We start from the raw sequence: 24,665 nt of genomic DNA, 5'->3' as shown, positions 1-24,665 counted from the left end.
ACTGACCCTTCGTGAGCCGTCCGTCGACCGTGTCCGCGCCGGTCATGAGCCCGGTGGACCCCGATGCCGCCATCTCGGTGCGCGGCCTGGTGAAGCGCTACGGCGACCGCAACGCCGTCGACGGGCTGGACCTCGACATCGCGCGCGGGGAGATCTTCGCGCTGCTGGGCCCCAACGGCGCCGGCAAGACCACCACCGTCGAGGTGCTCGAGGGCTACCGCGAGCGGGACGGCGGGGAGGTCCAGGTGCTCGGGGTCGACCCGGCCCGCGGTGGCCGCCGGTGGAAGGCCGACATCGGCATCGTGCTGCAGTCCGGCGCCGGGGACAGCCAGCTGACCTGCCTGGAGCTGCTCCGGGCGCACGCCGCCTACTACCCCGACCCGCGCGACCCGGCCGAGGTGCTCGAGCTGGTCGGCCTGACCGAGAAGGCCGGTGCCCGCGGGCGCACCCTCTCCGGCGGGCAGCGGCGCCGGCTGGACGTCGCGCTGGGCATCGTCGGCCGCCCCCGGCTGCTCTTCCTCGACGAGCCGACCACCGGGTTCGACCCCGAGGCGCGCCGGCAGTTCTGGTCGCTCATCCGCTCCCTGCGCGACCTGGGGACGACGATGTTGCTCACCACGCACTACCTGGACGAGGCCGAGGAGCTCGCCGACCGGGTGGGCGTCATCGCCCGCGGCCGGCTGGTCGAGGTCGCCGTCCCCAGTGAGCTGGGCGGCCGCGGCCAGGCTCCGGCTGTCGTGCACTGGACCGAGGGCGGCGTCCGGCGCGCGGCCGAGACCGCCACCCCCACCGCGTTCGTCGCCGAGCTGGCGGCGCGGTTCCCCGGCGAGGTGCCGGACCTGGCCGTCGCCCGCCCGACCCTGGAAGACGTGTACCTGCGGATGATCGGCGAGCCCTCATGACGACCGTCGACCGCCCGCTGCCCTCGGTCGGCAGCGTCTGCCGCACCCGTGCCGGGGTGGAGCTCAAGGAGTTCTTCCGGCAGCGCGAGTCCGTCGTCTTCACCCTGATGTTCCCGGTGATCCTGCTGCTGGTCTTCGGCGCGGTCCTGGACTACGACCTGGGCAGCGGCGTCTCCTTCACCCAGTACTTCATGGCCGGGGTGATCGCCGCCGGCATCCTCGGCGCCAGCCTGCAGAACATGGCGATCAACATCGCCACCGAGCGCAGCGACGGCACGCTCAAGGGCCTGGCCGGCACCCCGATGCCGAAGGCCGCCTACTTCGTCGGCAAGGTCGTGCAGGTCTTCGCCGTCACGGTGGCGATCATCGCGATCCTGCTGGCCATCGGCGCGGTCTTCTACGGCGTCGACCTGCCGTCGGGGTCGGACTGGATCACCTTCGTCTGGGTCGCCGGGCTGGGCTCGGCGGCCTGCACCCTGCTGGGCATCGCCGTCTCGAGCCTGGCCCGCAACGGCCGGTCGGCCTCGGCGACGGTCACCCCGATCGCGCTGGTATTGCAGTTCATCTCCGGCGTCTTCTTCCTGTTCAGCCAGGTGCCGACCTGGCTGCAGACGATCGCCGCGCTGTTCCCGCTCAAGTGGATGGCGCAGGGCCTGCGCTCGGTGTTCCTGCCCGACGCGCTCGCCGCGCAGGAGCCGGCCGGCAGCTGGGAGCTGGGCCGGGTCGCGCTGGTGCTGGGCATCTGGTGCGTCGTCGGGCTGGTGCTCTGCGTCCGCACGTTCCGCTGGCAGGACAAGATCGACCGCTGACCCCGCCCGCCGGGCATAGGTACCTTTACCTGCGTTCTGGCGGCAGATCCGCAGGTATAGGTACCTATGCCTGGACCGGACGGGGGGGCTGGGTAGCGTGCGGGGATGCCCGCCGCACCACTGGACGCCACCACCCTCGCCCGCGCGCCCAAGGTGCTGCTGCACGACCACCTCGACGGCGGGCTGCGCCCGCAGACCGTCCTCGAGCTCGCCGACGAGGTGGGCTACGGCGCGCTGCCGGCCGACGAGCCGGAGGCGCTGGGCCGGTGGTTCCGCGAGGCCGCGTACTCCGGCTCGCTGGAGCGCTACCTGCTCACCTTCGCGCACACCGTCGGGGTGATGCAGCGGCCCGAGGCGGTGCAGCGGGTGGCGCGCGAGTGCGCGCTGGACCTGGCGGCCGACGGCGTCGTCTACGCCGAGGTGCGGATGGCCCCCGAGCTGCTCACCGCCATGCCGCTGCAGGCCGCGGTCGAGGCGATGCTCGACGGGTACGCCCAGGGCAGCCGGGAGGCCGCCGCGGCGGGCCGGCCGATCGTCGTCGGCGCCCTGCTGTGCGCCATGCGCCAGGCCGACCGCTGGGTCGAGGTCGCCGAGCAGGTCGTCGCCTTCCGGGACGCCGGCGTGGTGGGCTTCGACCTCGCCGGGCCCGAGGACGGCTTCCCGCCGGACCGTATCCCCGACGCCCTGGCGCTGCTCGACCGGGCCGGTGCGCACCGCACCATCCATGCCGGTGAGGCGGCCGGCATCGAGTCCATCCGGGCGGCCCTGGACGGCGCGGGTGCCGAGCGTCTCGGCCACGGCGTGCGGATCGCCGACGAGGTGCCGCTGGACGGCCCGCTGGGCCCGGTCGCGCGGCGTGTCCTGGAGGAGCGGGTGCCGCTGGAGGTCGCCCCCTCGTCCAACGTGCAGACCGGCGCCTACCCCTCGCTCGCCGCGCACCCGGTCGGCCGGCTGCACCGCGGCGGCTTCACCGTGACCCTCAACACCGACAACCGGCTGATGAGCGGGGTGTCGCTGACCAGCGAGTTCGCCGACGTCGTGGCCACCCACGGCTGGAGCTGGAACGACGTCCAGACGGTCACCGAGCGCGCGCTGACCGGCGCCTTCCTCGACGACGGCGAGCGGACGCGGCTGCTGCACGACGTCGTCCGACCGGGGTACGCCGCCCTGCGCGAGTGAGGTCACGCCGCCTCGGGAATCATTCCGGGGCCGGCGCTGCTAACCTGATCGTGCCGGTGAGTGCCGGTCATCCTCCCGGACGGTCCTGTCCGGGCAGCGCATCCGTGCAGATCACGCGTCATCGCAGACGGCGGCGATCACCAGTGTGGACGCCGGTCATCCGGCGGAAAGCATCACCACGGGACGCGCACCGATCTGTATCGGAGTTCCCGCTTGTCCTCGTTCGACTCTGTCGACGTCCAGAACACCGCAATCCCGAACGACCTCCCCGAGAACACGGCTGCCGTGACCGAGGAGACCCCCGAGATCCCCGCCGAGCCCACCGGCCCGACCTTCGCCCAGCTGGGCCTGCCCCAGCCGCTGGTCACCGCGCTCGAGCGCAAGGGCATCCGCCACCCGTTCGCCATCCAGACCAGCGCCCTGCCGGACGCCCTCGCCGGGCGCGACGTGCTCGGCAAGGCCGCCACCGGCTCGGGCAAGACGCTGGCCTTCGGCCTGCCGCTGCTGGCCCGCCTCGGCGCGGAGCCGCAGCAGGGTCGCCGCGCACCCCGCGGCCTGATCCTCGTGCCGACCCGCGAGCTGGCCCAGCAGGTGCACGACAACCTGGCCCCCCTCGGCCAGAGCAACGGCGTGCAGCTGGCGGCCGTCTACGGCGGTGCCTCGATGTACCGCCAGATCCAGCAGCTGCGCCGCGGCGTCGACGTCCTCATCGCCACCCCCGGGCGGCTGCAGGACCTGATCAACCAGGGCGAGGCGACCCTCGCCGAGGTCGTCGTCTCGGTCATCGACGAGGCCGACTTCATGTCCGACCTCGGCTTCCTGCCGGTGGTCAAGGAGCTGCTCGACCAGACGCGCTCCGACGGTCAGCGGCTGCTGTTCTCGGCCACGCTGGACGGCGAGGTCGACACCCTGGTGCGTCGCTACCTCAAGGACCCGGCGCGGCACGAGGTCGCCAAGGCCGCTGACACCGGCCCGCAGGCCGAGCACCTGGCCTACAGCGTGTCCTTCCCGGACAAGCTGAAGATCGCGGAGGCGATGGCCGCCCGTCCGGGCCGGATCATCATCTTCGTGCGCACCCAGCACGGTGCCGACCGGCTGGCCGACAACCTGCAGATGGTCGGCATCAAGGCCGAGGCCATCCACGGTGGCCTGCCGCAGTCGGCCCGCCGCCGGGCCCTGGAGGCGTTCACCGACGCCCGCAGCCCGGTGCTGGTGGCCACCGACGTCGCCGCGCGTGGCATCCACGTCGACGACGTGTCGCTGGTGCTGCACTACGACCCGCCGGCAGACCACAAGACCTACCTGCACCGCTCCGGCCGCACCGCGCGCGCCGGTGCCGCGGGTGTCGTGGTCTCGCTGCTGCTGCCCGACCAGGTGGGGCAGGCCAAGCGCCGGTTCCGCCAGGCCAAGCTGGACCCGCAGGTGACCCGGATCCGTCCGGGTGACGCGCCCATCACCGACCTCGTCGCCGGTGGCACGTTCGTCGAGCCGATCGTCCGTCCGGTGCGCGAGTCGCGCCGTCCGGCCGGCGGTCGCGACGGGCGTCGTCCCACCGGTGACCGTCCCGGCTACCGGGGTGGCCCGCGTCGGCCCGCCGGCGACCGCGAGCGCACGTACGGAGACCGCCCCTCGGGCGAGCGCTCCTACGGCGATCGGGATCGCTCCGCTGCCGACCGGCCTGCCGGTGGCGACCGCGACCGCTCGTACGGAGGCCGCCCCTCGGGCGAGCGCTCCTACGGCGATCGGGATCGCTCCGCGGGTGGCGGCGACCGGGACCGTCGTCCCGGTGGCTACCGCAGCTCGGGTGAGGGGCACCGCCCCGGCGGCCGCCCCGCCCGCCCGGCTCGGAGCTTCTGAGCCAGCAGCACTGACGGCAACGGCCGGTCCCCGCACTGCGGGGGCCGGCCGTTGCCGTTCTCAGGGGGTCCGGACGGCGTTGATCATCGGCAAGTGGTCGCTCGCCACGCCGGCAGCGGCGACCACCTGCCGATGATCAACGGCAAGTGATCGCTCAGCGCGCCAGGTCGGAGCGGAAGACCAGCGCGGTGCCGATGTCGTCCACGATCTGCTGCCAGGCGGTCACCAGCGCCGGCGCCTCCTCGGCGGACAGCGGCGCGCGCGGGTCGGTCTCGGCGCGGGCCACCACCCGGCCCAGCGGTGCGTCCGCGGCGAGCTGCTGCTGCACCCGGGGCAGCTCGGCGTACTCGGCGAGGTCGAGCACGCCCTCGACCGGCTGCAGCAGCGCCCGCAGCTCGACCAGGCCGCCGGCCCCCTGGGCGACCTCGGCGAGCACCTCGGAGATCTCCACCAGGTCGTAGCGGTCCTGGTCGGCCGGCAGCGGCAGGGTGTCGGTGTCGGCGACCTCGGCCCAGGAGGCGATCTCGGTGAGGTCGTGGGCCTCGTCGCCGGCGCAGAACCGGGCCAGGGCCACCGGGGTCGGGAACACGAAGACCTGGCCCTCGCGGCCGAGGAACCGGGCCCGGTCCTCGACGTAGCAGCGCAGCGTCACCCCCTGGCCCTCGGGGACGACGACCTCCACCGGCAGGATGCCGACCGCCTCCCAGAACTCCTGCGCGGCGGCGACGGCGGCCGGGGTGGCGGCGAGCTCGCTGCCGCCGCGGATCGTCCGGATGCCGGCGGTCGCGGCCTCGGCCGGGGCGGCTGCGGTCGAGCCGGCGGCGGGCCGGGCCGGGGCGTCGTCCAGGTCCTCGTCGTCGTCCTCGTCGTCGTCCTCCGGCTCGGCGGCCCGCGCCTCGGCCTCCTCGGCGGCGGACGGGTAGTCCTCGGTGGTGACGGTCCCGGCACCGGTCCAGTCGAGGTGGTCGTCGAGCTCCTCGAGGACGTCCTCCCACAGCTCGTCGACCGCGGTGCCCAGCCGCGCCCAGGCCCCCTCGCCGTCGCGGCCGAGGAAGGCGTCGATGCCCAGGCCCAGCGCGGCGACCTCGGGGCGGGAGACCAGCTCGGCGACGGACTCGAACGCCGTCTCATCGTCGTCGTCCTCGTCGTCGTCGTCGTCGTCGTCGACGGGGGTCTCGCAGCACTCGGCCAGCCGGCCCACGATGTCCAGGGTCGCGGCCAGCTCGTCGACCGCCCACCGGTCGGGGTTCTCCGCGACCACGTCGTAGACGCCGTCGAGGTCGAAGCGGTGGTCCTCGTCCGGGGTCAGGTCCTCGGGCCCGAGCGTCGCCACGACCGGCCAGACCGGGTGGTCGGCCAGGTCGTGGTCGGTGCTCACCCGGCAGAAGGCGGCCAGCGCTGCCGGGGAGGGGAACAGGTGCACGACGGCGGTGGGCCCGGGGGCCTCCGGGTCGTCGTCGTTGATGTCGGCCGGCAGGTCGACGGTGCTGCCGAGGAACGCCTGCCACTCCTCGCCGTCCTCCTCCCACGGCGGCGCCCAGAGCGTGTAGCCCGTGCGGTCGTCGAGGGTCAGGGCGATGGGGACGATGCTGGGGCGGGCCACGGGACGATCCTGCCCGATCACGCTGTGCGTCCGCATGGCGGTTGACGGCCCTTCGGCCCCGTCCAGAGGCTCGCCCCGAGCTTGCGAGGGGTGAGGAGGACGGGGTCCTTCATCAGAGGCCGATGGGGTGCCAGACGCTCTTGGTCTCCAGGAACGGCCGCAGCCGGGAGAGCCCCGGATCGGCGGTCCAGTCCGGCTCCTCGGCCGCCGCTCGGAGCACCCGCTTGACGGTCCCGGCCGCCGAGCGCTCCAGCTCCATGGCCAGCGGCGCGGGCGCGCCCGCGAGGTCGATCGCGTCCACGTCGGCGTGCTCGGCCAGCCACGGCCCGATCTCCGCGGCGTCCCCGGTCAGCAGGTTGACCACCCCGCCCGGGACGTCGGAGGTCGCCAGCACCTCGCCGAGGGTGATCGCCGGCAGCGGGCGGTCCTTCGAGCTGACCACGACGGCGGTGTTGCCGGCGGCCAGCACCGGGGCCAGCACGCTGACCAGGCCGAGCAGGCTGGACCGCTGGGGTGCCAGCACGGCGACCACCCCGGTCGGCTCGGGCACGGAGAAGCCGAAGTACGGGCCGGCGACCGGGTTGGTGCTGCCCAGGACCGCGGCGAGCTTGTCGGTCCACCCGGCGTACCAGACCCACCGGTCGATCGCGGCGTCGACCTCGGCCCGGGCCTTGGACGAGGAGATCCCCTCGCCTGCGGCCACCTCCTCGGCGAACTGCGCCGCACGGCCCTCCATCACCTCGGCGACCCGGTAGAGCACCTGGCCGCGGTTGTAGGCGGTGGCACCCGACCACTTCGCGAACGCACCGCGCGCGGCCACGACGGCGTCCCGGGCGTCCTTGCGGGAGGCCCAGGCGGCGTTGGCCAGGAAGTGGCCCTTGGCGTCGGTGACCTCGTAGGTGCGGCCGGACTCCGACCGGGGGAACGCCCCGCCCAGGTAGAGCTTGTAGGTCTTGCGCACGGCCAGGCGGTCGGTCACTTGGTCTCTCCCTGGAGGTAGGCCGCGAGGCCCTGCCGGCCGCCCTCGCGGCCGTAGCCGGACTGCTTGTAGCCGCCGAACGGCGAGGTCGGGTCGAACTCGTTGAAGGTGTTGGCCCAGACCACCCCGGCGCGCAGCTGGTCGGTGATCTTCAGGATCCGCGAGCCCTTCTCCGACCAGATGCCGGCCGAGAGCCCGTAGGTCGTGTTGTTCGCCTTGGCCACCGCCTCGTCGGGCGTGCGGAAGGTCATCACCGAGAGCACCGGGCCGAACACCTCGTCCCGGGCGATCCGGTGGGCGGGGGAGACGTCGGTGAACACGGTCGGCTTGAACCAGAACCCACGGCCCGGCAGCTCGCCCTCGGGCTGCCAGCAGGTGGCGCCCTCATCGACGCCGAAGGCGGTCAGCTCGCGGACCCGGGCGAGCTGCTCGGCGGAGTTGATCGCGCCGAGGTCGGTGTTCTTGTCCATCGGGTCACCGACCCGCAGCGTGCCGATCCGGCGCTGCAGGGCCGCGACCACCTCGTCGTGCACGTTCTCCTGCACCAGCAGCCGGGAGCCCGCGCAGCAGACGTGGCCCTGGTTGAAGAAGATCCCGCGCACGATGCCCTCGACGGCCTGGTCGATGGGGGCGTCGTCGAACACGATGTTCGCCGCCTTGCCGCCGAGCTCGAGGGTGAGCCGCTTCGACGTCCCGGCGACCGCGCGGGCGATCGACCGGCCGACCTCCGTGGAGCCGGTGAAGGCCACCTTGTCCACGTCGGGGTGGCTGATCACCGCGCGGCCGGTCTCGCCGGCGCCGGTGACGATGTTGACCACGCCCGGGGGCAGGTCGGCCTGCCGGCAGACCTCGGCAAACAGCAGCGCGGTCAGCGGGGTGGTCTCGGCCGGCTTCAGGACGACGGTGTTGCCGGTGGCCAGCGCCGGGGCGACCTTCCAGGCCAGCATCAGCAGCGGGAAGTTCCACGGGATGACCTGCCCGGCCACGCCGAGCGGGCGCGGAGCCGGGCCGAGGCCCGCGTGCTCGAGCTTGTCGGCCCAGCCCGCATGGTAGAAGAAGTGCGCCGCGGCCAGCGGGACGTCGACGTCCCGGCTCTCCCGGATCGGCTTGCCGTTGTCCAGGGTCTCCAGGACGGCGAACTCCCGCGCGCGCTCCTGCAGCAGCCGGGCGATCCGGAACAGGTACTTGCCGCGGTCGGCCGGGCGCATCGGCCCCCAGACCCGGGTGAAGGCGCGGCGGGCGGCCCGGACGGCGCGGTCGACGTCGGCGTCGCTGCCGGTGGCGACCTCGCTGAGCACCTCCTCGGTGGCCGGGTTGACGGTCTTCAGCGGGGTGCCGGTGCCGTCGGTGAACTCACCGTCGATGAACAGCCCGTAGCTCGGCCGGACGTCGACGATCGACCGCGACTCGGGCGCGGGGGCGTACTCGAAGATGCTCATCTCAGTCGACGCTCACGTGGTCGGGGCCGGAGTAGTGGCCGGTGCGGAGCTTCTGCCGCTGCAGGAGCAGGTCGTTGAGCAGGCTGGAGGCGCCGAAGCGGAACCAGTCGGGGGAGAGCCAGTCGGCCCCGGCGGTCTCGTTGACCAGCACGAGGTGCTTGACGGCGTCCTTCGTCGTCCGGATGCCGCCGGCGGGCTTGACGCCGACCTGGCGGCCGGTGGCGGCGCGGAAGTCGCGCACCGCCTCGAGCATCACCAGGCAGACCGGCAGCGTGGCGGCGGGGGAGATCTTGCCGGTGGAGGTCTTGATGAAGTCGCCGCCGGCCAGCATCGCCAGCCAGGAGGCGCGGCGGACGGCGTCCAGGGTGACCAGCTCGCCGGTCTCCAGGATGACCTTGAGGTGGGCGGCCCCGCACGCCTCCTTCACCGCGACGATCTCCTCGAACACGTCGAGGTAGCGGCCGGCCAGGAAGGCGCCGCGGTCGATGACCATGTCGATCTCGTCGGCGCCCCCGCTCACGGCGTCGGCCACGTCGGCGAGCTTCACCGCCCGGCTGGCCCGGCCGCTGGGGAACGCGGTGGCGACGGCGGCCACCTTGATGCCGGTGCCGGCCAGGGCCTCCTTCGCGACGCCGGCCAGGTCGCCGTAGACGCAGACCGCGGCGACGGGCGGGCAGCCGGGGTCCTCGGGGTCGGGACGGCGGGCCTTGGCGGCGAGCGACCGGACCTTGCCGGGGGTGTCCGAGCCCTCCAGCGTGGTCAGGTCGACCATCGAGATGGCGGTGTCGATCGCCCACGCCTTGGCGGTGGTCTTGATCGAGCGGGTGCCCAGCACCTTCACCCGGTTCTCGGCGCCGACCTGGTCGACGCCGGGCAGGCCGTGCAGGAAGGCACGGAAGGCGTCGTCCGAACGGGTCACGTCGGCGAACGGGTCCGGGAGGGGGCCGGTCAGGCTCCCCCCGCCGGTGAGCGCGCTCGGGTCCAGCACGTGGGTCATGCCGGGCATTCTCCACTGCCCGCCGGGGCGGGTGGTCCGGCCGGTCAGCGCCCGTGGCGCGCGTCGCCGTCGGCCGGCTCGTCGCCCTGCGGCCCGCTGCTGCTGCCCGGCGCGCTGCCCAGCTCGTCGACCAGCAGCCGGTCGCGCCGCACGTGTCGGCGCCGGTAGGCGATGCGGCCGATCATGTGCGCGCTCACCGGTGCGGTGAGCAGCTGGAAGACCGCGACCAGCAGCAGCATCCACACCACGGAGGAGCCGGTCAGCCGGATGGCGCTGCCGACCATGATCAGCAGCACGCCGACCGCCTGCGGCTTGGTGCCGGCGTGCATCCGGGACAGCACGTCGGGGAAGCGGAGCAGCCCCAGCCCGGCGGTCAGGCACAGCAGCGCGCCCAGCAGCAGGCAGGCCACGGCGACCACGTCGGCGACCGAGTCGACGTCGTTCACGGCCGGGCCTCCGGGACGGGGTCGGCGCGCCGGTCGTCGTCCGCGGCGTCCGACAGCATGCCGCCGATGTAGCGGGCCACCGAGACCGACCCGACGAACCCCAGCAGCGACACCACGACCAACACCGGGACGACGGTCGGGTTGCGGGTCAGCGCGGCGTAGACGGCCAGCCCGGCGGAGATGATCACCAGCAGCGCGTCGGTGGCGACCACCCGGTCCAACAGCGAGGGCCCCAGCGCCAGGCGGACGAGCGCGAGCAGCACCCCGGCGCCGAGCATCGTGAAGGCGAGCACGGAGACGACGGTCACGGGGCGGTCCTCCGGTCGGGCGCGGTGTCCAGGGCGGCGATGTCGGCGGCCGAGCCGAAGGCGCGCACCACGCGCTCCTCGGTGGCGAGCACCTCGGCGCGCTGGCGCTCGACCTCGGCCAGGTCGCGCACCGACAGCAGGTGCAGGGCGACGGTGCGCGCCTCCCGGTCCAGGTCGATGACGATCGAGCCGGGCACCAGGCACAGCGACTCGGTGATCATGGTGAGCAGCAGGTCGGAGTCGGTCCGCAGCGGCACCGAGATGATCGCGCCGGAGGACAGGCCCCGCGGCCGCAGCGCCGACCAGGCCACCTCGGCGCTGGAGGTGGCCAGGTCGGTCGCGAACCGCGCCAGGTACCGGAGCGCGGCTGCGGGGTGGAAGCCGGCACCGCCGGTCACCGGCGGCAGCGGCAGCAGCCAGGTGACGGCGACCGCGACGACGACCCCGGACAGCAGGTTGGCCCACGACCAGGTGCCCCAGAGCAGGTTCCAGACCAGGACCAGGGCGGCCAGCAGCGGCAGCTGGTCGCGGAGCCGGCGCAGTGCGACGTCGGGCGCGGTCATCGTCCCGCCTCCTCGCCGAACACCGACTCCAGGTACGGGGTCCGGTCGCGCAGATCGGCGGCGGCGCGGTCGGTGTAGCCGTAGAGCGGGCCGGCGATCACGGTCAGGGCGGCGGTGACCGCGACCATGGCCGTCGTCGCGCCGAGCATGACCCCGGGCAGCGGGCGCGCCGGGCTGGGCCGGCGGCCGCGCGGTGCGTCACCGAACCCGTCCTGCGACGGGGTGGTGTCGGTGGCGACCGCGGTGTGCCGCGCCCAGGCCCGCTGGCGGGCGGCCGCGCGGGCGGGACGGCCGTCGGTGGCCGTCGCCCCCACCGGCTCCGGCTGCGCAGCCGCCGGGGTCTCGCCGGCGGCGGGTCGCCAGAAGGCCCGGGTCCACACCCGCGCGATCGCCACCAGCGTGAGCAGGCTGGTGACCACGCCGCCGGCGACCAGCACCATCGCCAGCCAGCTGCCCTCGGCGACGCCGGCCTCCAGCAGGCCGAGCTTGCCGATGAACCCCGACAGCGGGGGGATGCCGGCCAGGTTCATCGCCGGCACGAAGAACAGCAGCGCCAGCAGCGGGGAGGACCGGGCCAGCCCGCCCAGCCGGTCGACCGAGGTCGACCCGCCCTGCCGTTCCACCAGCCCCGCCACCAGGAACAGCGTCGTCTGGATGGCGATGTGGTGGGCCACGTAGAACACCGCCCCGGCCAGGCCCGCGGTCGTCCCGAGGGCGATGCCGAAGACCATGTAGCCGATGTGGCTGACCAGGGTGAAGGACAGGATCCGCCGGATGTCGGTCTGCGCGACCGCACCCAGGATGCCGATCAGCATGGTCGCCAGCGCCGCCCACATCAGCACGTCGTCCAGCGCGCCGCCGGGGAACAGCAGCGTCTGGGTGCGGATGATCGCGTACACGCCGACCTTGGTGAGCAGACCGGCGAACACCGCGGTCACCGGCGCCGGCGCGGTCGGGTAGCTGTCCGGCAGCCACGCCGACAGCGGGAAGACCGCGGCCTTGATGCAGAAGGCGATGAGCAGCATCGACTGCAGCAGCAGCTGGGTGCCGGCGGGCAGCTCGGCCAGCCGGACGGCGAGCTGGGCCATGTTCACCGTGCCGGTCGAGGCGTACACCAGGGCGATCGCGGCGAGGAAGAGCAGCGAGCTGAGCAGGCTGACCACGATGTAGGTGATGCCGGCCCGGATGCGCGGCGCGGAGCCGCCCAGGGTCAGCAGCACGTAGCTGGCGGTCAGCAGGATCTCGAAGCCGACGTAGAGGTTGAACAGGTCGCCGGCGAGGAACGCGTTGCTCACGCCGGCGATCAGCACCAGGAACGTCGGGTGGAAGATCGACAGCGGCGTCTCCTCGTCGCCGTCCGCCGAGCCCTGGCCGACGGCGAACACCAGGACGCCGAGGGCGACGGTGCTGGCCACCACGAGCATCAGCGCGGACAGCCGGTCGACGACCAGCACGATGCCCAGCGGCACCGGCCAGCCCCCGACCGACACCGCCTCGGCGCCGTTCGCGTCGGCGAGCAGCAGCAGCGCGACCGAGACGGCGAGCACCGCGGAGAGCACCAGGATGCTCAGCGTCCGCTGGGTCCGGGGGTGCCGGCCGACCAGCAGCGCGCCGGCCGCGCCGAGCAGCGGCAGCAGCACCGGCAGCGGGGTGAGGACGCTGGTCACGAGCGGCTCCGCAGGGTCGGGGGCAGGCCCACGTCGTCGGAGGCGATGCCCGGGTGCAGGCGCTGCAGCGCGGCCTCGGCGTCCCGGTCGCCGGGCAGGCTGTCGGCGTGCGCGGCCGGCCGGTCGTCGGGGTCGAGGTCGTCGGGGTCGAGGTCGTCGGCGTCCATCGCCTCCCGGGCGGCGACCCGGCGGTCCTCCTCGTCAACGCCGACCACCTCCTGGCGGACCAGCCGCCAGGAGCGGTAGATCATCGCCAGCAGGAAGGCGGAGATGCCGAAGGTGATCACGATCGCGGTGAGCACGAACGCCTGCGGCAGCGGGTCGCTCATCTCCTCGGGCTCGGCGACCCCGAGGATCGGCGCGAGCCCGGCCGGCCCGCCGGAGGAGAGCAGCAGCAGGTTGGTGGCGTTGCCCAGCAGCAGGAAGCCGAGCAGGACGCGGGTCAGGCTGCGGTCCAGGAGCAGGTAGACGCCGGCGGCGTAGAGGCCGCCGATGACCACCGGCAGGACGACGGTCGGGGTCATCGCACGATCACCTCGTCGGGAGCGGAGTCGATGGGGTCGTCCTCGTCGACCTGGCGGTCCAGCTCCGCGCCCAGGCTGCGGAGCACGTCGAGCACCAGGCCGAGCACGATCAGGTAGACGCCGATGTCGAAGAACAGCGAGGTCACGAGCTTGACGTCGCCCAGCACCGGCAGCGTCGTCTCGAGGATCGCCGTCTGCAGCACCTCGGCGCCCAGCGCCAGCCCGACCACCCCGGTGACCCCGGAGAACAGCAGCCCGGCGCCGAGCAGCAGGCCCGGGTCGACCGGCGCGGCCTCGCCCAGCTCGTACCGGCCGCCGGCCAGGTAGCGGAGCACCAGCGCGAGCCCGGCCACCAGCCCGCCGGCGAAACCGCCGCCGGGCTGGTTGTGCCCGGTGAACAGCAGGTAGAGGGAGAACACGATGATCGTGTGGAACAGCACCCGGGTGACGACCTCGAGCACCACCGACCGCCGCTGCGGCGGCAGCAGGGCGCTGGCGGCCAGCCACTGGTTGCGCGGGGCCCACCGGGCCCGGGCCGGGGTGGTCCGGACCTCGCCGGAGGCGCGCTCGACGGCGCCGGTGCGGCGGCGCAGGAACACCAGGCTGGCCACGCCGGTGGCCGCCACGACCAGCAGCGAGATCTCGCCGAGGGTGTCCCAGGCGCGGATGTCCACCAGGGTGACGTTGACGATGTTCTGCCCGCCGCCGAAGGCGTAGGCCTCCGCGGGGTAGTCGACCGACACCGGCTCGGCGGTCCGTGAGGCCAGCGCCACGGCGCCGACGGCGGCCATGAACGCCCCGACGCAGACCGCGACCACCCCGCGGAAGGCGCGCTCCCGGGGGCGGTGCCGCTCGGTGATGTCCTTGGGCAGCTTGCGCAGCACCAGCACGAAGGTGACCAGCGTCAGCGTCTCGACCAGGAACTGGGTCAGCGCCAGGTCGGGCGCGCCCTGCAGGATGAAGAGCACGCCGAGCATGTAGCCGGTGACCCCGACGACCAGCACGGCCGACAGCCGCTGCCGGATCCGGATGGCCAGCACCGCGGCGACCAGCGCGGTCGCACCCACCAGCGCCTGGACCGGGGAGTCCCACGCGCGCCACTCGTCCGGCCACGGCGCCCGGAACAGCAGGACCGAGCCGGGCAGCGCCAGGACGACGACCAGGATGGTGCCCAGGTAGGCCGGCAGCGAGCCGCGCTGGGTGGTGCCGGTGACCAGCACCGCGACCCGGTCGAGGGCCTGCATGGTGTTCCAGTAGCCCTCGTCGGCCGAGGCCCCGACCGCCAGCCGCTGCTGCACCCGGCCGACCCGCTCCCGGAGCGCGAACAGCGCGGCGCCGCCGAGCACGGTCAGCGCGGAGAGGGCGAGGGCGGGCTGCAGGCCGTGCCACAGCGCCAGGTGCTCGGCCTCGTCGGCGACGAGCGGCAGCGTCTCCGCGTAGGCGGCGACGAGCGGGTCCAGCAGCGGGCTGGCCGGGCCGGCGACCAGGCCGGCCAGCGCCAGCAGCGCGGGCGCGGCCAGGAACAGCGCCCCGGGCGGGTGCACGAGCTCGGCGGGCTCGGTCGCGGCCAGCCCCGGCTTGCGGGCGAAGGCGCCCCAGAGGAAGCGGGCCGAGTAGGCCGCGGTGAGCACCGAGCCGAGCACGATGCCGGCCAGCACCAGCAGCGCGGCGGTGCGGTCGGCGAGGCCGCCGTCCAGCAGGGCGGTGAAGGCGGCCTCCTTGCCGACGAAGCCCAGCAGCGGGGGCAGCCCGGCCATCGACGCGGTGGCCAGCGTGCCGATCACCGCGAGCGCCGGGAGCCGCCGGCCCAGCCCGGACAGCCGGCGCAGGTCGCGGACGCCGGTGGCGTGGTCGATGACGCCGACGGTGAGGAAGAGGGTGGACTTGAACAGCGCGTGGGCGACGGTCATCGTCAGCCCGGCGGCGGCCAGCTCGGCGCTGCCGGCGCCGACCAGCACCATGAGGAAGCCCAGCTGGCTGACCGTGCCGAACGCCAGCAGCAGCTTCAGGTCGTGCTGCCGCAGCGCCCGGTACCCGCCCACCAGCATGGTGGCCACGCCCAGGCCCAGCACGACCGGCCGCCAACCCGGCACGTCGGCCAGGCCGGGGGCCAGCCGGGCGACGAGGTAGATCCCGGCCTTCACCATCGCAGCGGCGTGCAGGTAGGCGCTGACCGGGGTGGGCGCCTCCATCGCGGCGGGCAGCCAGAAGTGGAAGGGCACCATCGCCGACTTGGTGATCGCGCCGACCAGCACCAGCAGCGCGCCGGCGGTCACCAGCGGGCCGCTGCCCGGGTCGGCGACGACCTCGGACAGCAGGTAGCTGCCGCTGGCCTGCCCGAGCAGGATCAGCCCGACGAGCATCGCCAGCCCGCCGGCGGTGGTGAGCACCAGCGCCTGGCTGGCCGCGCGCCGCCCGGCGAGCCGCCGGCCCGAGCCGCCGATCAGCAGGAACGAGAAGACGGTGGTGAGCTCCCAGAAGACGTAGAGCAGGAGCATGTCGTCGGCCAGGACCAGGCCGAGCATGGAGCCGGCGAACGCGGTCAGGTTCCCGGCGAACCGGCCCAGCCCCTCGTCGCCGGGCTCGAAGTAGCGCGCGCAGTAGACCAGCACCAGCGCGCCCACGCCGGTGACCAGGCCCGCCAGGGTGAGCGACAGCGCGTCCAGCCGGAGCGTGATCGACAGGCCGAGCGTGGGCACCCACGGCGTCGTCTCGGTGACCGCGTCGCCGCCGGTGACCGCACCCAGCTGCGCCAGCACCCAGCCGAAGGCCACCGCCGGCACGAGCGCCAGGACGAGGAGGGCCGACCGCCCCCACCAGCGCACGAGCAGGGGAGCGGCCACGGCGGCCACGAGGTGCAGGGCGAGCAGTGCGGTCATGCGTCTCCCGGGGTCGGACGGACGGCGGCTCGGGGGGACGGCGCGACGGTCGTGGACGACGCGGCGACCAGGACAGCCTAACAACGTCTTTCGATTTGTTCGAATTGGGACGGGATCGGCCTATGCTGCGCGACGTGCACTCCCCGGCTGCTGCTGCTGAACACACCATCGACCCGCCGGCCGACGGGGCCGCCACCCAGCAGCTGCGGGAGCTGGTCGCGGCCCTCCCGGCGGGCACCTCCTGGACCGTCTCGGGTGCCGGAGGTGGCCCCCTCGCCCTGCCTCCGGAGCTGCTGGAGGTCCTCGGGCTCGCCGCGGAGGCCCTGGCCGAGGGGCGCCCGGTCACGCTGTCCTGCCACGAGCCGGTGCTGTCCACCCAGGAGGCCGCCGACCTGCTCGGCATCAGCCGGCCCACCCTCGTCCGGCTGCTGGACTCCGGCGTCCTCCCCTACGACCAGCCGCGCCGGCACCGCCGGGTCAGGCTGGCCGACCTGCTGGCCTACCAGGCGCGCTGCCACCACGACGCGGTCCCGGGCCCGGCCGGGCTGGAGCGCCGCGCCACCTGAGGGGGAGCCGCGCTGCGGCACGGCTCCCCATCGGGCCGTGCCGCTCCACGGGGCGGGGGGCCGGGGGCGCGGCCGTTACGGTGTGCGGCGTGCAGCTGACCGTCGTCGACCACCCGATCGCCCGCGCCCGCCTGTCCCGCATGCGCGACGAGCGCACGGACAACGCGACGTTCCGCGCCGCGCTGCGCGAGCTCACCCAGATGCTGGTCTACGAGGCCACCCGCGACCTCGAGGTCGCCGAGGAGCCGATCACCACCCCGGTCACCGACACGATCGGCTTCCGGCTGGCCGCCCCGCCGCTGATCGTGCCGGTGCTGCGCGCCGGGCTCGGCATGGCCGACACCGCCCACGGGATGCTCCCCGAGTCGCAGATGGGCTTCGTCGGGCTGGCCCGCAACGAGGTCACCTTCGAGCCGGAGCCCTACATGGCCTCGCTGCCGGAGTCGCTGGTCGGCCGCGCGGTGTTCGTCCTCGACCCGATGCTGGCCACCGGCGGCTCGCTGGTGAACTGCTGCACCCTGCTCACCGACCGGGGCGCCACCGACATCACCGTGCTCTGCGCGCTGGCCGCCCCCGAGGGCCTGCGCCGGCTGGAGGAGAGCGGGTTGCCGCTGCGCGTCTTCACCGCCAGCGTCGACGAGCGGCTCAACGAGAACGCCTACATCGTCCCCGGGCTCGGCGACGCCGGCGACCGCCAGTTCGGCGCCGTCTGACATGCGCTTCGGCGTGCTCGGCACCGGGTTCTGGGCCAGCGACGTGCACGCCTCGTCGCTGGCCGGGCACCCCGACGCGGAGCTGGTCGGCGTCTGGGGCCGGGACCTGGCGAAGGCCAAGGCGGTCGGCGCCCAGTTCGACGTGTACGGCACCGACGATCTCGACGCCCTGCTCGCCGACGTCGACGCGGTGAGCTTCGCGCTGCCGCCGGACGTGCAGGCCCCGCTCGCCGAGCGCGCGGCGGCCGCCGGCAAGCACCTGCTGCTGGAGAAGCCGGTCGCGCTCTCGACCGCCGCTGCCGACCGGGTGGTCGCCGCCGTCGACGCCGCCGGCGTCGCCTCGCTGGTCTTCTTCACCAACCGGTTCCGGACGGCGACGTCGACCTGGCTGGAGCAGGCCGCCCGGACCACCCTCGCCGGCGGCGCGGTGACCTGGCTCGGCTCGCTGGCCGGCTCCCCGTTCGACGCCTCGCCCTGGCGGCACGAGCACGGCGCGCTGTGGGACGTCGGGCCGCACGCGCTGGCGCTGCTGGTTCCGGCGCTGGGCCCGGTCAGCGCGGTGCAGGCCGGCGCGGGTCGCGGCGACACCGTCCACCTGGTGCTCACCCACCCCGACGACCGGGCGAGCACGGTGACCGTGTCGTCCACGGCCGCCCCGCTGGCCTCGGGCATCGAGACCTGGGTGCACGGCGACGCCGGCCGGCTGGTGCTGCTGCCGGAGGGGCGGGTGGCGGTGGAGGCCCACCAGGTCGCGGTCACCGAGCTGCAGGCGGCCGCGCTCACCGGGGGCGCCCACCCCTGCGACGTGCACTTCGGCCGGGACGTCGTCGCGGTGCTCGCGGCGGCGCAGCGGGCACTGGGCTCCGGCCGCCGGGAGCCCGTCGTCGACTGACCGCGCGAGTTTCCGCGGACGCCTCCGCCGCGCGGCGGCCGGGACGGGGGAGACTGGTGGCGTGAGCTTCTGGCAGTGGTACGTGCGCCGCGGGCGCATCGACCGGCGGACCTGGTGGTTGCACTACACGCTGCCGCTGGCCGGCCTGGCGGTGCTGGGCCTGTTCGCCGACCTGGCGATGGGCAACAGCGACCTCGACGCGATCGCGGCCGGCGCCTCGCCCTACGGGCCGATGGTGGTCGCCGTCGCACTGCTGACCCTGCCGGCGTCCGTCTCCTCCAGCGCGGCACGGCTGCACGACCTCGGCATGCCGGCGTGGTGGTTGCTGCTCGCCTTCGTGCCCCTCGTCGGCGGCTTCGCGCTGCTGGTCCTCAACGGCTTCCTGCCCGGGCAGGCGGGACCCAACCGGTACGGCCCGCGCAACGGCTCCGCCCAGCCCCCGCTGTTCCAGCAGCCGGTGTTCCCGCCGCCGGCGGCGCCGCCGTCCGGCCCGCCGGTCCCGCCGCCGTCCGCACCGCCCTACTGGGGCTGAGCCCCGGGCTCAGCGCGGGCCGTCGGTCGTCAGCGGCGTCGGTCGGGACAGCAGGCTGCTCAGCAGCAGCACGGTGTTGGTCTGCTGCACGTAGGGCAGGTCGCGCAGCCGGCTGATCACCCGCTCCAGGTGCCCGGCGTCGGAGGCGACCACCCGCAGCATGGCGTCGGCCCCGCCGGAGACCGTCGAGGCGGACACCACCTCGGGCATGGCGTCCAGGTCCCGGCGCATCCGCTCGAACGGCACCGTGCCGGTGGTGAACAGCTCGACGGACGCCGACAGCGCCCAGCCCATGACCACCGGGTCGACCACCGCGGTGAAGCCGCGGATCGCCCCCTCGTCGACGAGCCGGTCGACCCGGCGCTTGGTGGCCGACAGCGAGAGCCCGACCGCGCGCGCGAGGTCGGCGTAGGGCTCGCGCCCGTCGCGGACCAGGCGGGACACCAGCTGGCGGTCGATGTCGTCCACCGCTGCATCGTAGTTCCTTGCGTGAAAAGGCCTGAAACGGCAGAAGATCGCACACGGACGCGTGCGCGCCGCAACATGCGCGAAACGACCTGCTTCCTACGCTCAGCAACAAAATGATCGTCGAGCGCAGGAGGACCCATGTCGCGACTGGCAGACCTCGAGGCCCGGGCGGTGGACGCCGTCGACCGGGACGGCCTGGCCGCCTCGCTGACCGAGCTGCTCGCCGTCCCCAGCGTCACCGGTTCCGACGCCGAGTCCGACGTGCAGCACGTGCTGGCCAAGCAGCTGACCGCCCTCGGCCTGGACGTCGACCTGTGGCCGCTGGACCTGCCGGCGCTCACCGCTGCGCCCGGCTTCCCCGGCACGGAGGCCGACCGCAGCGAGGCGTGGGGGCTGGTGGGCACCGCGCACGGCGCGGGCGAGCGGCCGGCGCTGGTCCTGCAGGGGCACGTCGACGTCGTCCCGCCCGGCGACCTGGCGCCCTGGCGCAGCGACCCGTTCGAGCCGACCTGGCGGGGGACCCGGGTGCACGGCCGGGGCGCGTGCGACATGAAGGCCGGGGTGGCGGCCAACCTGGCGGCGTACGCGGCCGTCGCCCGGTCCGGCGTCCGGCTGCGCCGCGGGCTGGCGCTGCAGTTCGTCATCGGCGAGGAGGACGGCGGGCTGGGCGCCTTCGGCACCCTGCAGCGCGGGCACACCGGGGACGCCTGCATCATCACCGAGCCGACCAGCGGCACCCTGATCACCGGTGCGGCCGGCGCGCTGACGTTCACCCTGCAGCTGTCCGGCCTGGCCACCCACGCCAGCACGCCCTACGCCGGGCACAGCGCGCTGGACTCCTACCTGCCGTTCCACCGCGCCTTCGCCGAGCTGGCGGAACGGCGCAACCGCACGGTCGAGCCGCTCATGCGGGAGTACCCGGTGCCGTACCCGATCGTCGTCGGCCGGGTGCGCGCCGGTGACTGGTCCAGCAGCGTGCCGGACCTGCTGGTCGCCGAGGGCCGGCTGGGGCTGCGGATCGAGGAGGACCCGGACGCCGCCCGCCGCGAGCTGGAGCAGTGCGTGGCCGAGGTGGCCGCGCGCGACCCCTTCCTGCGCGACCACCCGCCGGTGCTCAGCTGGTCCGGCGGCCAGTTCGCCGGAGGCCACCTGCCCGCCGGGGTCGGGCTGCGCGACCTTGTCGCCGGCGGGCACGCCGACGTCACCGGCGGCGACCAGCTGCGCGAGCGCGGTGCGCCCTACGGCAGCGACCTGCGGCTGTACGCCGGCGCCGGGATCCCGACGCTGCACTACGGCCCGGGCGACGTCCGGCTGGCGCACGGCCCGCACGAGGCGGTGGAACTCGACGAGGTCGTCACCGTCACCCGCGCGCTGGTGCTGGCGGTGCTGCGCTCCTGCGGCGCGGACTGACCGCGGGAGGTCACCCTCCCGGGGGAGGACAGCGGGGCTCCGCGCCGCCAGGATGAGCCGCCGCCCGGATCCGGAACGGCTTCGGACTGGTAGGAGGAGCCGATATGAGCATCGGTCAGTGGTACGTGTCCCGCGGGCGGATCACCCGCCGCACCTTCTGGTTGACCTACGTCCTGCCGATCCTGGGGGCATCGATCGTCGCTGCCGTCATCGACGCCCTGATCGGCTCTGACTACGGTGCCGGCTACGGCATCGTCGGGGCCCTGGTGGCGCTGGCGACGATCGTGCCGTCGATCAGCTCGACCGTCACCCGGCTGCACGACCGGGACCACTCCGCCTGGTGGCTGCTGTTCGGCCTCATCCCGCTCGTCGGCGGCATCCTGCTGCTGATCCAGACCGGCTTCCTGCCCGGCACCGAGGGGCCGAACAGCTACGGCCCGCCGCCGGCGCCGGTCGGTGGGCCGCTGGCCGATCCCGGGTACCCGCAGTCCTACAGCTGACCGCCCACCGACCACTGGCCGCGGCCCGGGCACGACGGGCCGCGGCTGGTTCGTCCTAGAGCCCCAACGCGGCGGACATCTCGGCGCGCAGCCGGTCCAGCTCGTCGCTGCCCCGCTCGCGGGCAGCCGGCACGCCGTCGGCGTCGGGCACCGGGACGACGACCTCCAGGTAGGCCTTGAGCTTCGGCTCGGTCCCGCTGGGCCGGACGATCACCCGGACGCCGTCCCCGGCCAGCCGCACCGCGTCCACCGGAGGCTGGGCGTCGGCGAGGTCGGTGGCCGTGACGTCCCGGCCGAGCAGCCGCGCCGGGGGCCGGGCGCGCAGCCGGACCATCGCGTCGGAGATCAGCGACAGGTCCTCCACCCGCGCCGACAGCTGGCCGGTGGCGAACAGGCCGTGCTCGAGCGCCAGCTCGTCCAGCCGGTCGCCGAGCGTGCGGCCCTCGGCGACCAGCTCGGCCGCGAGCAGCGCGACGGCGAGCGCCGCGGAGATGCCGTCCTTGTCGTGGGCCACGCCGGGGGTGACCGCGTAGCCGAGCGCCTCCTCGTACCCGAACACGAGCGGGGCCTCGGCCGTGCCGGCCCGGATGATCCACTTGAAGCCGGTCGGGGTCTCCTCGGACCGCACGCCGTGCGCCCGGGTCAGCTCGTGCAGCAGCGAGCCGCTGACCAGGGAGCACGCGTAGGTGCCGCGCACGCCGCGGCGCAGCAGCCAGTCGGCCAGCAGCGCGCCGACCTCGTCGCCGGTCAGCTGCCGGTCGCCCACCACCACCGAGCAGCGGTCGGCGTCGGGGTCCTCGGCGATCGCCACGTCGGCGTCCACCTGCACCGCCAGGTCGACCAGCAGGTCGACCGCCCCGGGCTCCTCCGGGTTGGGGAAGGACACGGTCGGGAACGCCGGGTCCGGCCGGTCCTGCTGGGCCACCGAGTGCAGCGGGCCGAAGCCGGCCGCGTCGAACACCCGGCGGGTCGTCGCCGAGCCCACACCGTGCATCGCGGTGTAGGCGACCCGCAGCCGCTGCCGGTCCGCCAGCGCGACCCGGCCCGGCTGCAGCGCGTCGACGACCGCCGCCACGTAGTCGGTCTCGACGTCGTCGCCGAGGGTCAGCCACTCGTCGGAGAGCGGCAGCTCGCGGGCCGGGCCGACGGCGGCGATCGCCGCCTCGATCTCCCGGTCGGCCGGCGGCACGAGCTGCGCGCCGTCGCCCAGGTAGACCTTGTAGCCGTTGTCCTGGGGCGGGTTGTGGCTGGCGGTCACCATCACGCCGGCGACGCAGCCCAGGTGCCGGACGGCGAAGGACAGCGCCGGCGTCGGCAGCGGCCGGGGCAGCACCTGCACGGCGAAACCGGCGCCGGCCAGCACCGCGGCGGAGGCGTGCGCGAACTCGTCGGAGCGGTGCCGGGCGTCGTAGCCGATGACGACGCCGCCGCCGGCGTGGCCGTGGGCGGCCAGCCAGGAGCCGAGCCCGGCGGCGGCGCGGCTGACCACGGCGGCGTTCATCCCGGCCGGACCGGCGCGCAGCGGTCCGCGCAGCCCCGCCGTCCCGAAGGTCAGCGGCCCGGTGAAGCGGCGGGCCAGCTCGGCGGTGTCGCCGGCCTCGACCAGCGCCTCGATCTCCGCCCGGTCGCCGGCGTGCGGGTCGGCGGCGGCCCACTCCCGGGCGGTGGTCAGCAGGTCGGTCATGACGGCAGCTCCCGGGCGTGGTGCTCGCGGTCGACGACGTCGTCGACGGCGGTGTCGGTGGTGTACTCGCCGCCCACCCGGGTGAGCACCGGGTCGGCCGGGTCGGGCTCGCCGTGCGCGGCGAGGACGGCCTCGGCGTGGGCCTCGGCGTCGTCGACCGAGCGGTAGCCCAGCGCCTGCGCGGCGGTGAGGTCCCACCAGCGACGGGTGTTGTCCGAGACGCCCCACACGACGGCGAACCCGGGCGCGGGAGCGGTCAGCGCGGCGTCGACCAGCGCGATCGCGTCGGCGGGGGAGAGCCAGGTGGCGAGGTGGCGGACGGTCGTCGGGCGGGGGAAGGCGCTGCCGATCCGCAGGCAGACGACGTCCATGCCGTGCCGGTCGGCGTACAGCGAGCCGAGCGCCTCCATGGCGACCTTGGAGACGCCGTAGAAGCTGTCCGGCCGGGGCGGGGAGTCGGCCTCGGTGAGCAGCCCGTGCCCGGGGCGGGGGGTGTACCCGGTGGCGTGGTTGCTGCTGGCCAGCACCACGCGCGGCACGCCGGCCCGGCGGGCGGCCTCCAGCACGCAGTACGCGCCCTCGATGTTGGTCGCGCTGATCGCCGGCCAGGTCGACTCGCCGACGACCCCGGCCAGGTGGACGACGGCTGCGGCGCCGGTCGCGGCCTCGACCATCGCCGGCAGGTCGGTGACGTCGGCGACGAGGTGCTCCTCACCGGGCCGCGGGTCGGGCACCGGGACGACGTCCGTGCTGCGCAGCGCCCAGCCGCGCTCGGGCAGCCCGCCGCGCAGCCAGCCGCCGATCAGCCCAGCCGCACCGGTGACCAGAACCGGACCACCGCGAGCCGCCCCACCGCTCACGGCATCCGGCCGATCAACTCCACCAGGAACTCACCGAGCCGCCCGGCCGCGGCCTTGCCCGCGGCGAGCACCTCGAGGTGGTCCAGCGCCTCGCCGGTGATCCCGGCGGCGGCGTTGGTGACCATCGACAGGCCGAACACCTCCACCCCCGCGGCGCGGGCGGCGATGGCTTCCAGCGCGGTGGACATGCCGACCAGGTCGGCCCCGAGGGTGGTCAGCATCCGGATCTCGGCCGGGGTCTCGAAGTGCGGGCCGGGCAGGGCCGCGTAGACACCCTCGGCCAGCGACGGGTCGATCTCCTTGGCCAGCGCCCGCAGCCGCGCGGAGTACAGGTCGGTCAGGTCGACGAACTCCGCACCGACCAGCGGCGAGCGCGCGGTCAGGTTGAGGTGGTCGCTGATCAGCACCGGCTGGCCGACCCGGTGGTCGGGCCGCAGCCCGCCGGCGGCGTTGGTGAGGACGACGGTGCGCACACCGGCCGCGGCGGCGGTGCGGATGCCGTGCACCACCGGCTCCACGCCCCGGCCCTCGTACAGGTGGGTGCGGCCCAGGAACAGCAGCACCCGCTGCTGCCCGACCCGGACCGAGCGGATCTCCCCGCCGTGCCCGGTCACCGTCGGGGCGGCGAAGCCCGGCAGCTCGCCGATGGCGACGCTGCCCGACGCCGGCCCGAAGGCCTCGGCGGCGGGCGCCCAGCCCGACCCCATCACCACCGCGACGTCGTGCCGGGCACCGCCCAGGGCGGCGGTGAGGTCGTCGGCCGCCCGGGCCGCGAGGGCGGCCGGGTCGGAGAGGCGGGTGGGGGTCCCCCGCTGAGTGTGCGGGGAGGGGATCTGCTCGGCCACACCGGGAAACTAGCCCAGCGCACCGGACCGGCCCGCGGCGGGA

At 74.7% G+C, this 24,665-nt stretch carries 24 protein-coding genes; 10 read left to right on the top strand and 14 right to left on the bottom strand.

Translation table 11 applies throughout. The annotated features are described in order from the left end of the window. Positions 1-44: 44 nt before the first annotated feature. From MODMU_RS22765 to MODMU_RS22750, 4 genes are all read left to right on the top strand, one after another. Complete coding sequence (locus tag MODMU_RS22765; protein WP_014742749.1) at positions 45-902, top strand: ABC transporter ATP-binding protein; 858 nt, start codon at positions 45-47, stop codon at positions 900-902. Then, positions 899-1,711 carry an ABC transporter permease gene (locus MODMU_RS22760; RefSeq protein WP_014742748.1) on the top strand — a complete coding sequence of 271 codons (813 nt, stop codon included), beginning with the start codon at positions 899-901 and terminating at the stop codon, positions 1,709-1,711. Before MODMU_RS22765 ends, MODMU_RS22760 begins: the two co-directional genes overlap by 4 nt. A gap of 105 nt (positions 1,712-1,816) precedes the next feature. After that, a complete protein-coding gene (locus MODMU_RS22755) occupies positions 1,817-2,890 on the top strand; it encodes an adenosine deaminase (RefSeq protein WP_014742747.1) in 1,074 nt (357 codons plus the stop codon). Between the two features lie 285 nt (positions 2,891-3,175). Further along, positions 3,176-4,747 (top strand): DEAD/DEAH box helicase, encoded by a 1,572-nt coding sequence (locus MODMU_RS22750; protein ID WP_231851706.1) that lies wholly within the window; start codon positions 3,176-3,178, stop codon positions 4,745-4,747. Between the two features lie 154 nt (positions 4,748-4,901). Here MODMU_RS22750 and MODMU_RS22745 read toward each other — a convergent pair whose 3' ends face one another. From MODMU_RS22745 to MODMU_RS22700, 10 genes are all read right to left on the bottom strand, one after another. Continuing rightward, entirely contained in the window at positions 4,902-6,350 is a 1,449-nt protein-coding gene (locus tag MODMU_RS22745) for a hypothetical protein (protein ID WP_014742745.1), read from the bottom strand. A 112-nt stretch (positions 6,351-6,462) separates the two neighbouring features. Then, a complete protein-coding gene (locus tag MODMU_RS22740; RefSeq protein ID WP_014742744.1) occupies positions 6,463-7,329 on the bottom strand; it encodes an aldehyde dehydrogenase family protein in 867 nt (288 codons plus the stop codon). Beyond that, on the bottom strand, positions 7,326-8,768 hold the full coding sequence (locus MODMU_RS22735; protein ID WP_014742743.1) for an aldehyde dehydrogenase family protein: 1,443 nt from the start codon (positions 8,766-8,768) through the stop codon (positions 7,326-7,328). Before MODMU_RS22735 ends, MODMU_RS22740 begins: the two co-directional genes overlap by 4 nt. A 1-nt stretch (position 8,769) precedes the next feature. Continuing rightward, positions 8,770-9,765, bottom strand: a complete 996-nt coding sequence (gene deoC / locus MODMU_RS22730; protein WP_231851705.1) for a deoxyribose-phosphate aldolase — start codon at positions 9,763-9,765, stop codon at positions 8,770-8,772. Between the two features lie 44 nt (positions 9,766-9,809). Then, positions 9,810-10,211, bottom strand: a complete 402-nt coding sequence (gene mnhG, locus MODMU_RS22725; protein WP_014742741.1) for a monovalent cation/H(+) antiporter subunit G — start codon at positions 10,209-10,211, stop codon at positions 9,810-9,812. Continuing rightward, the gene (locus tag MODMU_RS22720) at positions 10,208-10,519 is read right to left on the bottom strand and encodes a monovalent cation/H+ antiporter complex subunit F (protein WP_014742740.1); all 312 of its coding nucleotides are present in this window, start codon (positions 10,517-10,519) and stop codon (positions 10,208-10,210) included. The genes mnhG and MODMU_RS22720 overlap by 4 nt, the downstream gene beginning before the upstream one ends. After that, complete coding sequence (locus tag MODMU_RS22715; protein WP_014742739.1) at positions 10,516-11,082, bottom strand: Na+/H+ antiporter subunit E; 567 nt, start codon at positions 11,080-11,082, stop codon at positions 10,516-10,518. The genes MODMU_RS22720 and MODMU_RS22715 overlap by 4 nt, the downstream gene beginning before the upstream one ends. After that, positions 11,079-12,749, bottom strand: coding sequence for a Na+/H+ antiporter subunit D (locus MODMU_RS22710; RefSeq protein WP_014742738.1), 1,671 nt, complete (start codon positions 12,747-12,749; stop codon positions 11,079-11,081). Before MODMU_RS22710 ends, MODMU_RS22715 begins: the two co-directional genes overlap by 4 nt. Beyond that, on the bottom strand, positions 12,746-13,273 hold the full coding sequence (locus MODMU_RS22705) for a Na(+)/H(+) antiporter subunit C (RefSeq protein ID WP_014742737.1): 528 nt from the start codon (positions 13,271-13,273) through the stop codon (positions 12,746-12,748). Before MODMU_RS22705 ends, MODMU_RS22710 begins: the two co-directional genes overlap by 4 nt. Beyond that, positions 13,270-16,152: a Na+/H+ antiporter subunit A gene (locus tag MODMU_RS22700; RefSeq protein WP_014742736.1), complete on the bottom strand. Its 2,883-nt coding sequence runs from the start codon at positions 16,150-16,152 to the stop codon at positions 13,270-13,272. Before MODMU_RS22700 ends, MODMU_RS22705 begins: the two co-directional genes overlap by 4 nt. A gap of 122 nt (positions 16,153-16,274) precedes the next feature. On the opposite strand from MODMU_RS22700, the gene MODMU_RS22695 reads away from it, so the two are divergent. From MODMU_RS22695 to MODMU_RS27365, 4 genes are all read left to right on the top strand, one after another. Continuing rightward, entirely contained in the window at positions 16,275-16,718 is a 444-nt protein-coding gene (locus MODMU_RS22695) for a helix-turn-helix domain-containing protein (RefSeq protein ID WP_051144064.1), read from the top strand. An 89-nt stretch (positions 16,719-16,807) separates the two neighbouring features. Next, positions 16,808-17,431, top strand: a complete 624-nt coding sequence (upp, locus tag MODMU_RS22690; protein WP_014742734.1) for a uracil phosphoribosyltransferase — start codon at positions 16,808-16,810, stop codon at positions 17,429-17,431. A 13-nt stretch (positions 17,432-17,444) separates the two neighbouring features. Beyond that, entirely contained in the window at positions 17,445-18,323 is an 879-nt protein-coding gene (locus tag MODMU_RS22685; protein ID WP_231851704.1) for a Gfo/Idh/MocA family protein, read from the top strand. A gap of 61 nt (positions 18,324-18,384) precedes the next feature. After that, the gene (locus MODMU_RS27365; protein ID WP_014742732.1) at positions 18,385-18,855 is read left to right on the top strand and encodes a DUF805 domain-containing protein; all 471 of its coding nucleotides are present in this window, start codon (positions 18,385-18,387) and stop codon (positions 18,853-18,855) included. A gap of 9 nt (positions 18,856-18,864) precedes the next feature. Here the strand turns inward: MODMU_RS27365 and MODMU_RS22675 are convergent, their stop codons facing one another. Then, the gene (locus MODMU_RS22675; RefSeq protein WP_014742731.1) at positions 18,865-19,323 is read right to left on the bottom strand and encodes an Lrp/AsnC family transcriptional regulator; all 459 of its coding nucleotides are present in this window, start codon (positions 19,321-19,323) and stop codon (positions 18,865-18,867) included. A gap of 138 nt (positions 19,324-19,461) precedes the next feature. Here MODMU_RS22675 and MODMU_RS22670 point away from each other — a divergent pair, with 138 nt between their 5' ends. Both MODMU_RS22670 and MODMU_RS22665 read left to right on the top strand, forming a co-directional pair. Continuing rightward, a complete protein-coding gene (locus MODMU_RS22670; protein ID WP_014742730.1) occupies positions 19,462-20,733 on the top strand; it encodes an ArgE/DapE family deacylase in 1,272 nt (423 codons plus the stop codon). 104 nt (positions 20,734-20,837) lie between these two features. Continuing rightward, positions 20,838-21,233, top strand: a complete 396-nt coding sequence (locus tag MODMU_RS22665; RefSeq protein ID WP_014742729.1) for a DUF805 domain-containing protein — start codon at positions 20,838-20,840, stop codon at positions 21,231-21,233. A gap of 55 nt (positions 21,234-21,288) precedes the next feature. Here the strand turns inward: MODMU_RS22665 and MODMU_RS22660 are convergent, their stop codons facing one another. Genes MODMU_RS22660 through MODMU_RS22650 form a run of 3 tightly spaced genes read right to left on the bottom strand, consistent with a single transcriptional unit; the run spans position 21,289 to position 24,622 of the window. Beyond that, a complete protein-coding gene (locus MODMU_RS22660; RefSeq protein ID WP_014742728.1) occupies positions 21,289-22,917 on the bottom strand; it encodes a phospho-sugar mutase in 1,629 nt (542 codons plus the stop codon). Next, complete coding sequence (locus MODMU_RS22655; RefSeq protein ID WP_014742727.1) at positions 22,914-23,777, bottom strand: NAD-dependent epimerase/dehydratase family protein; 864 nt, start codon at positions 23,775-23,777, stop codon at positions 22,914-22,916. The genes MODMU_RS22660 and MODMU_RS22655 overlap by 4 nt, the downstream gene beginning before the upstream one ends. After that, positions 23,774-24,622, bottom strand: a complete 849-nt coding sequence (locus tag MODMU_RS22650) for a purine-nucleoside phosphorylase (protein ID WP_014742726.1) — start codon at positions 24,620-24,622, stop codon at positions 23,774-23,776. Before MODMU_RS22650 ends, MODMU_RS22655 begins: the two co-directional genes overlap by 4 nt. Positions 24,623-24,665 lie beyond the last annotated feature (43 nt).

It is taken from the genome of Modestobacter italicus (assembly GCF_000306785.1).
Classification (GTDB): domain Bacteria; phylum Actinomycetota; class Actinomycetes; order Mycobacteriales; family Geodermatophilaceae; genus Modestobacter; species Modestobacter italicus.
Note: the sequence above shows the minus strand (reverse complement) of the source record. Positions and strands in the feature narration are given on the sequence as shown.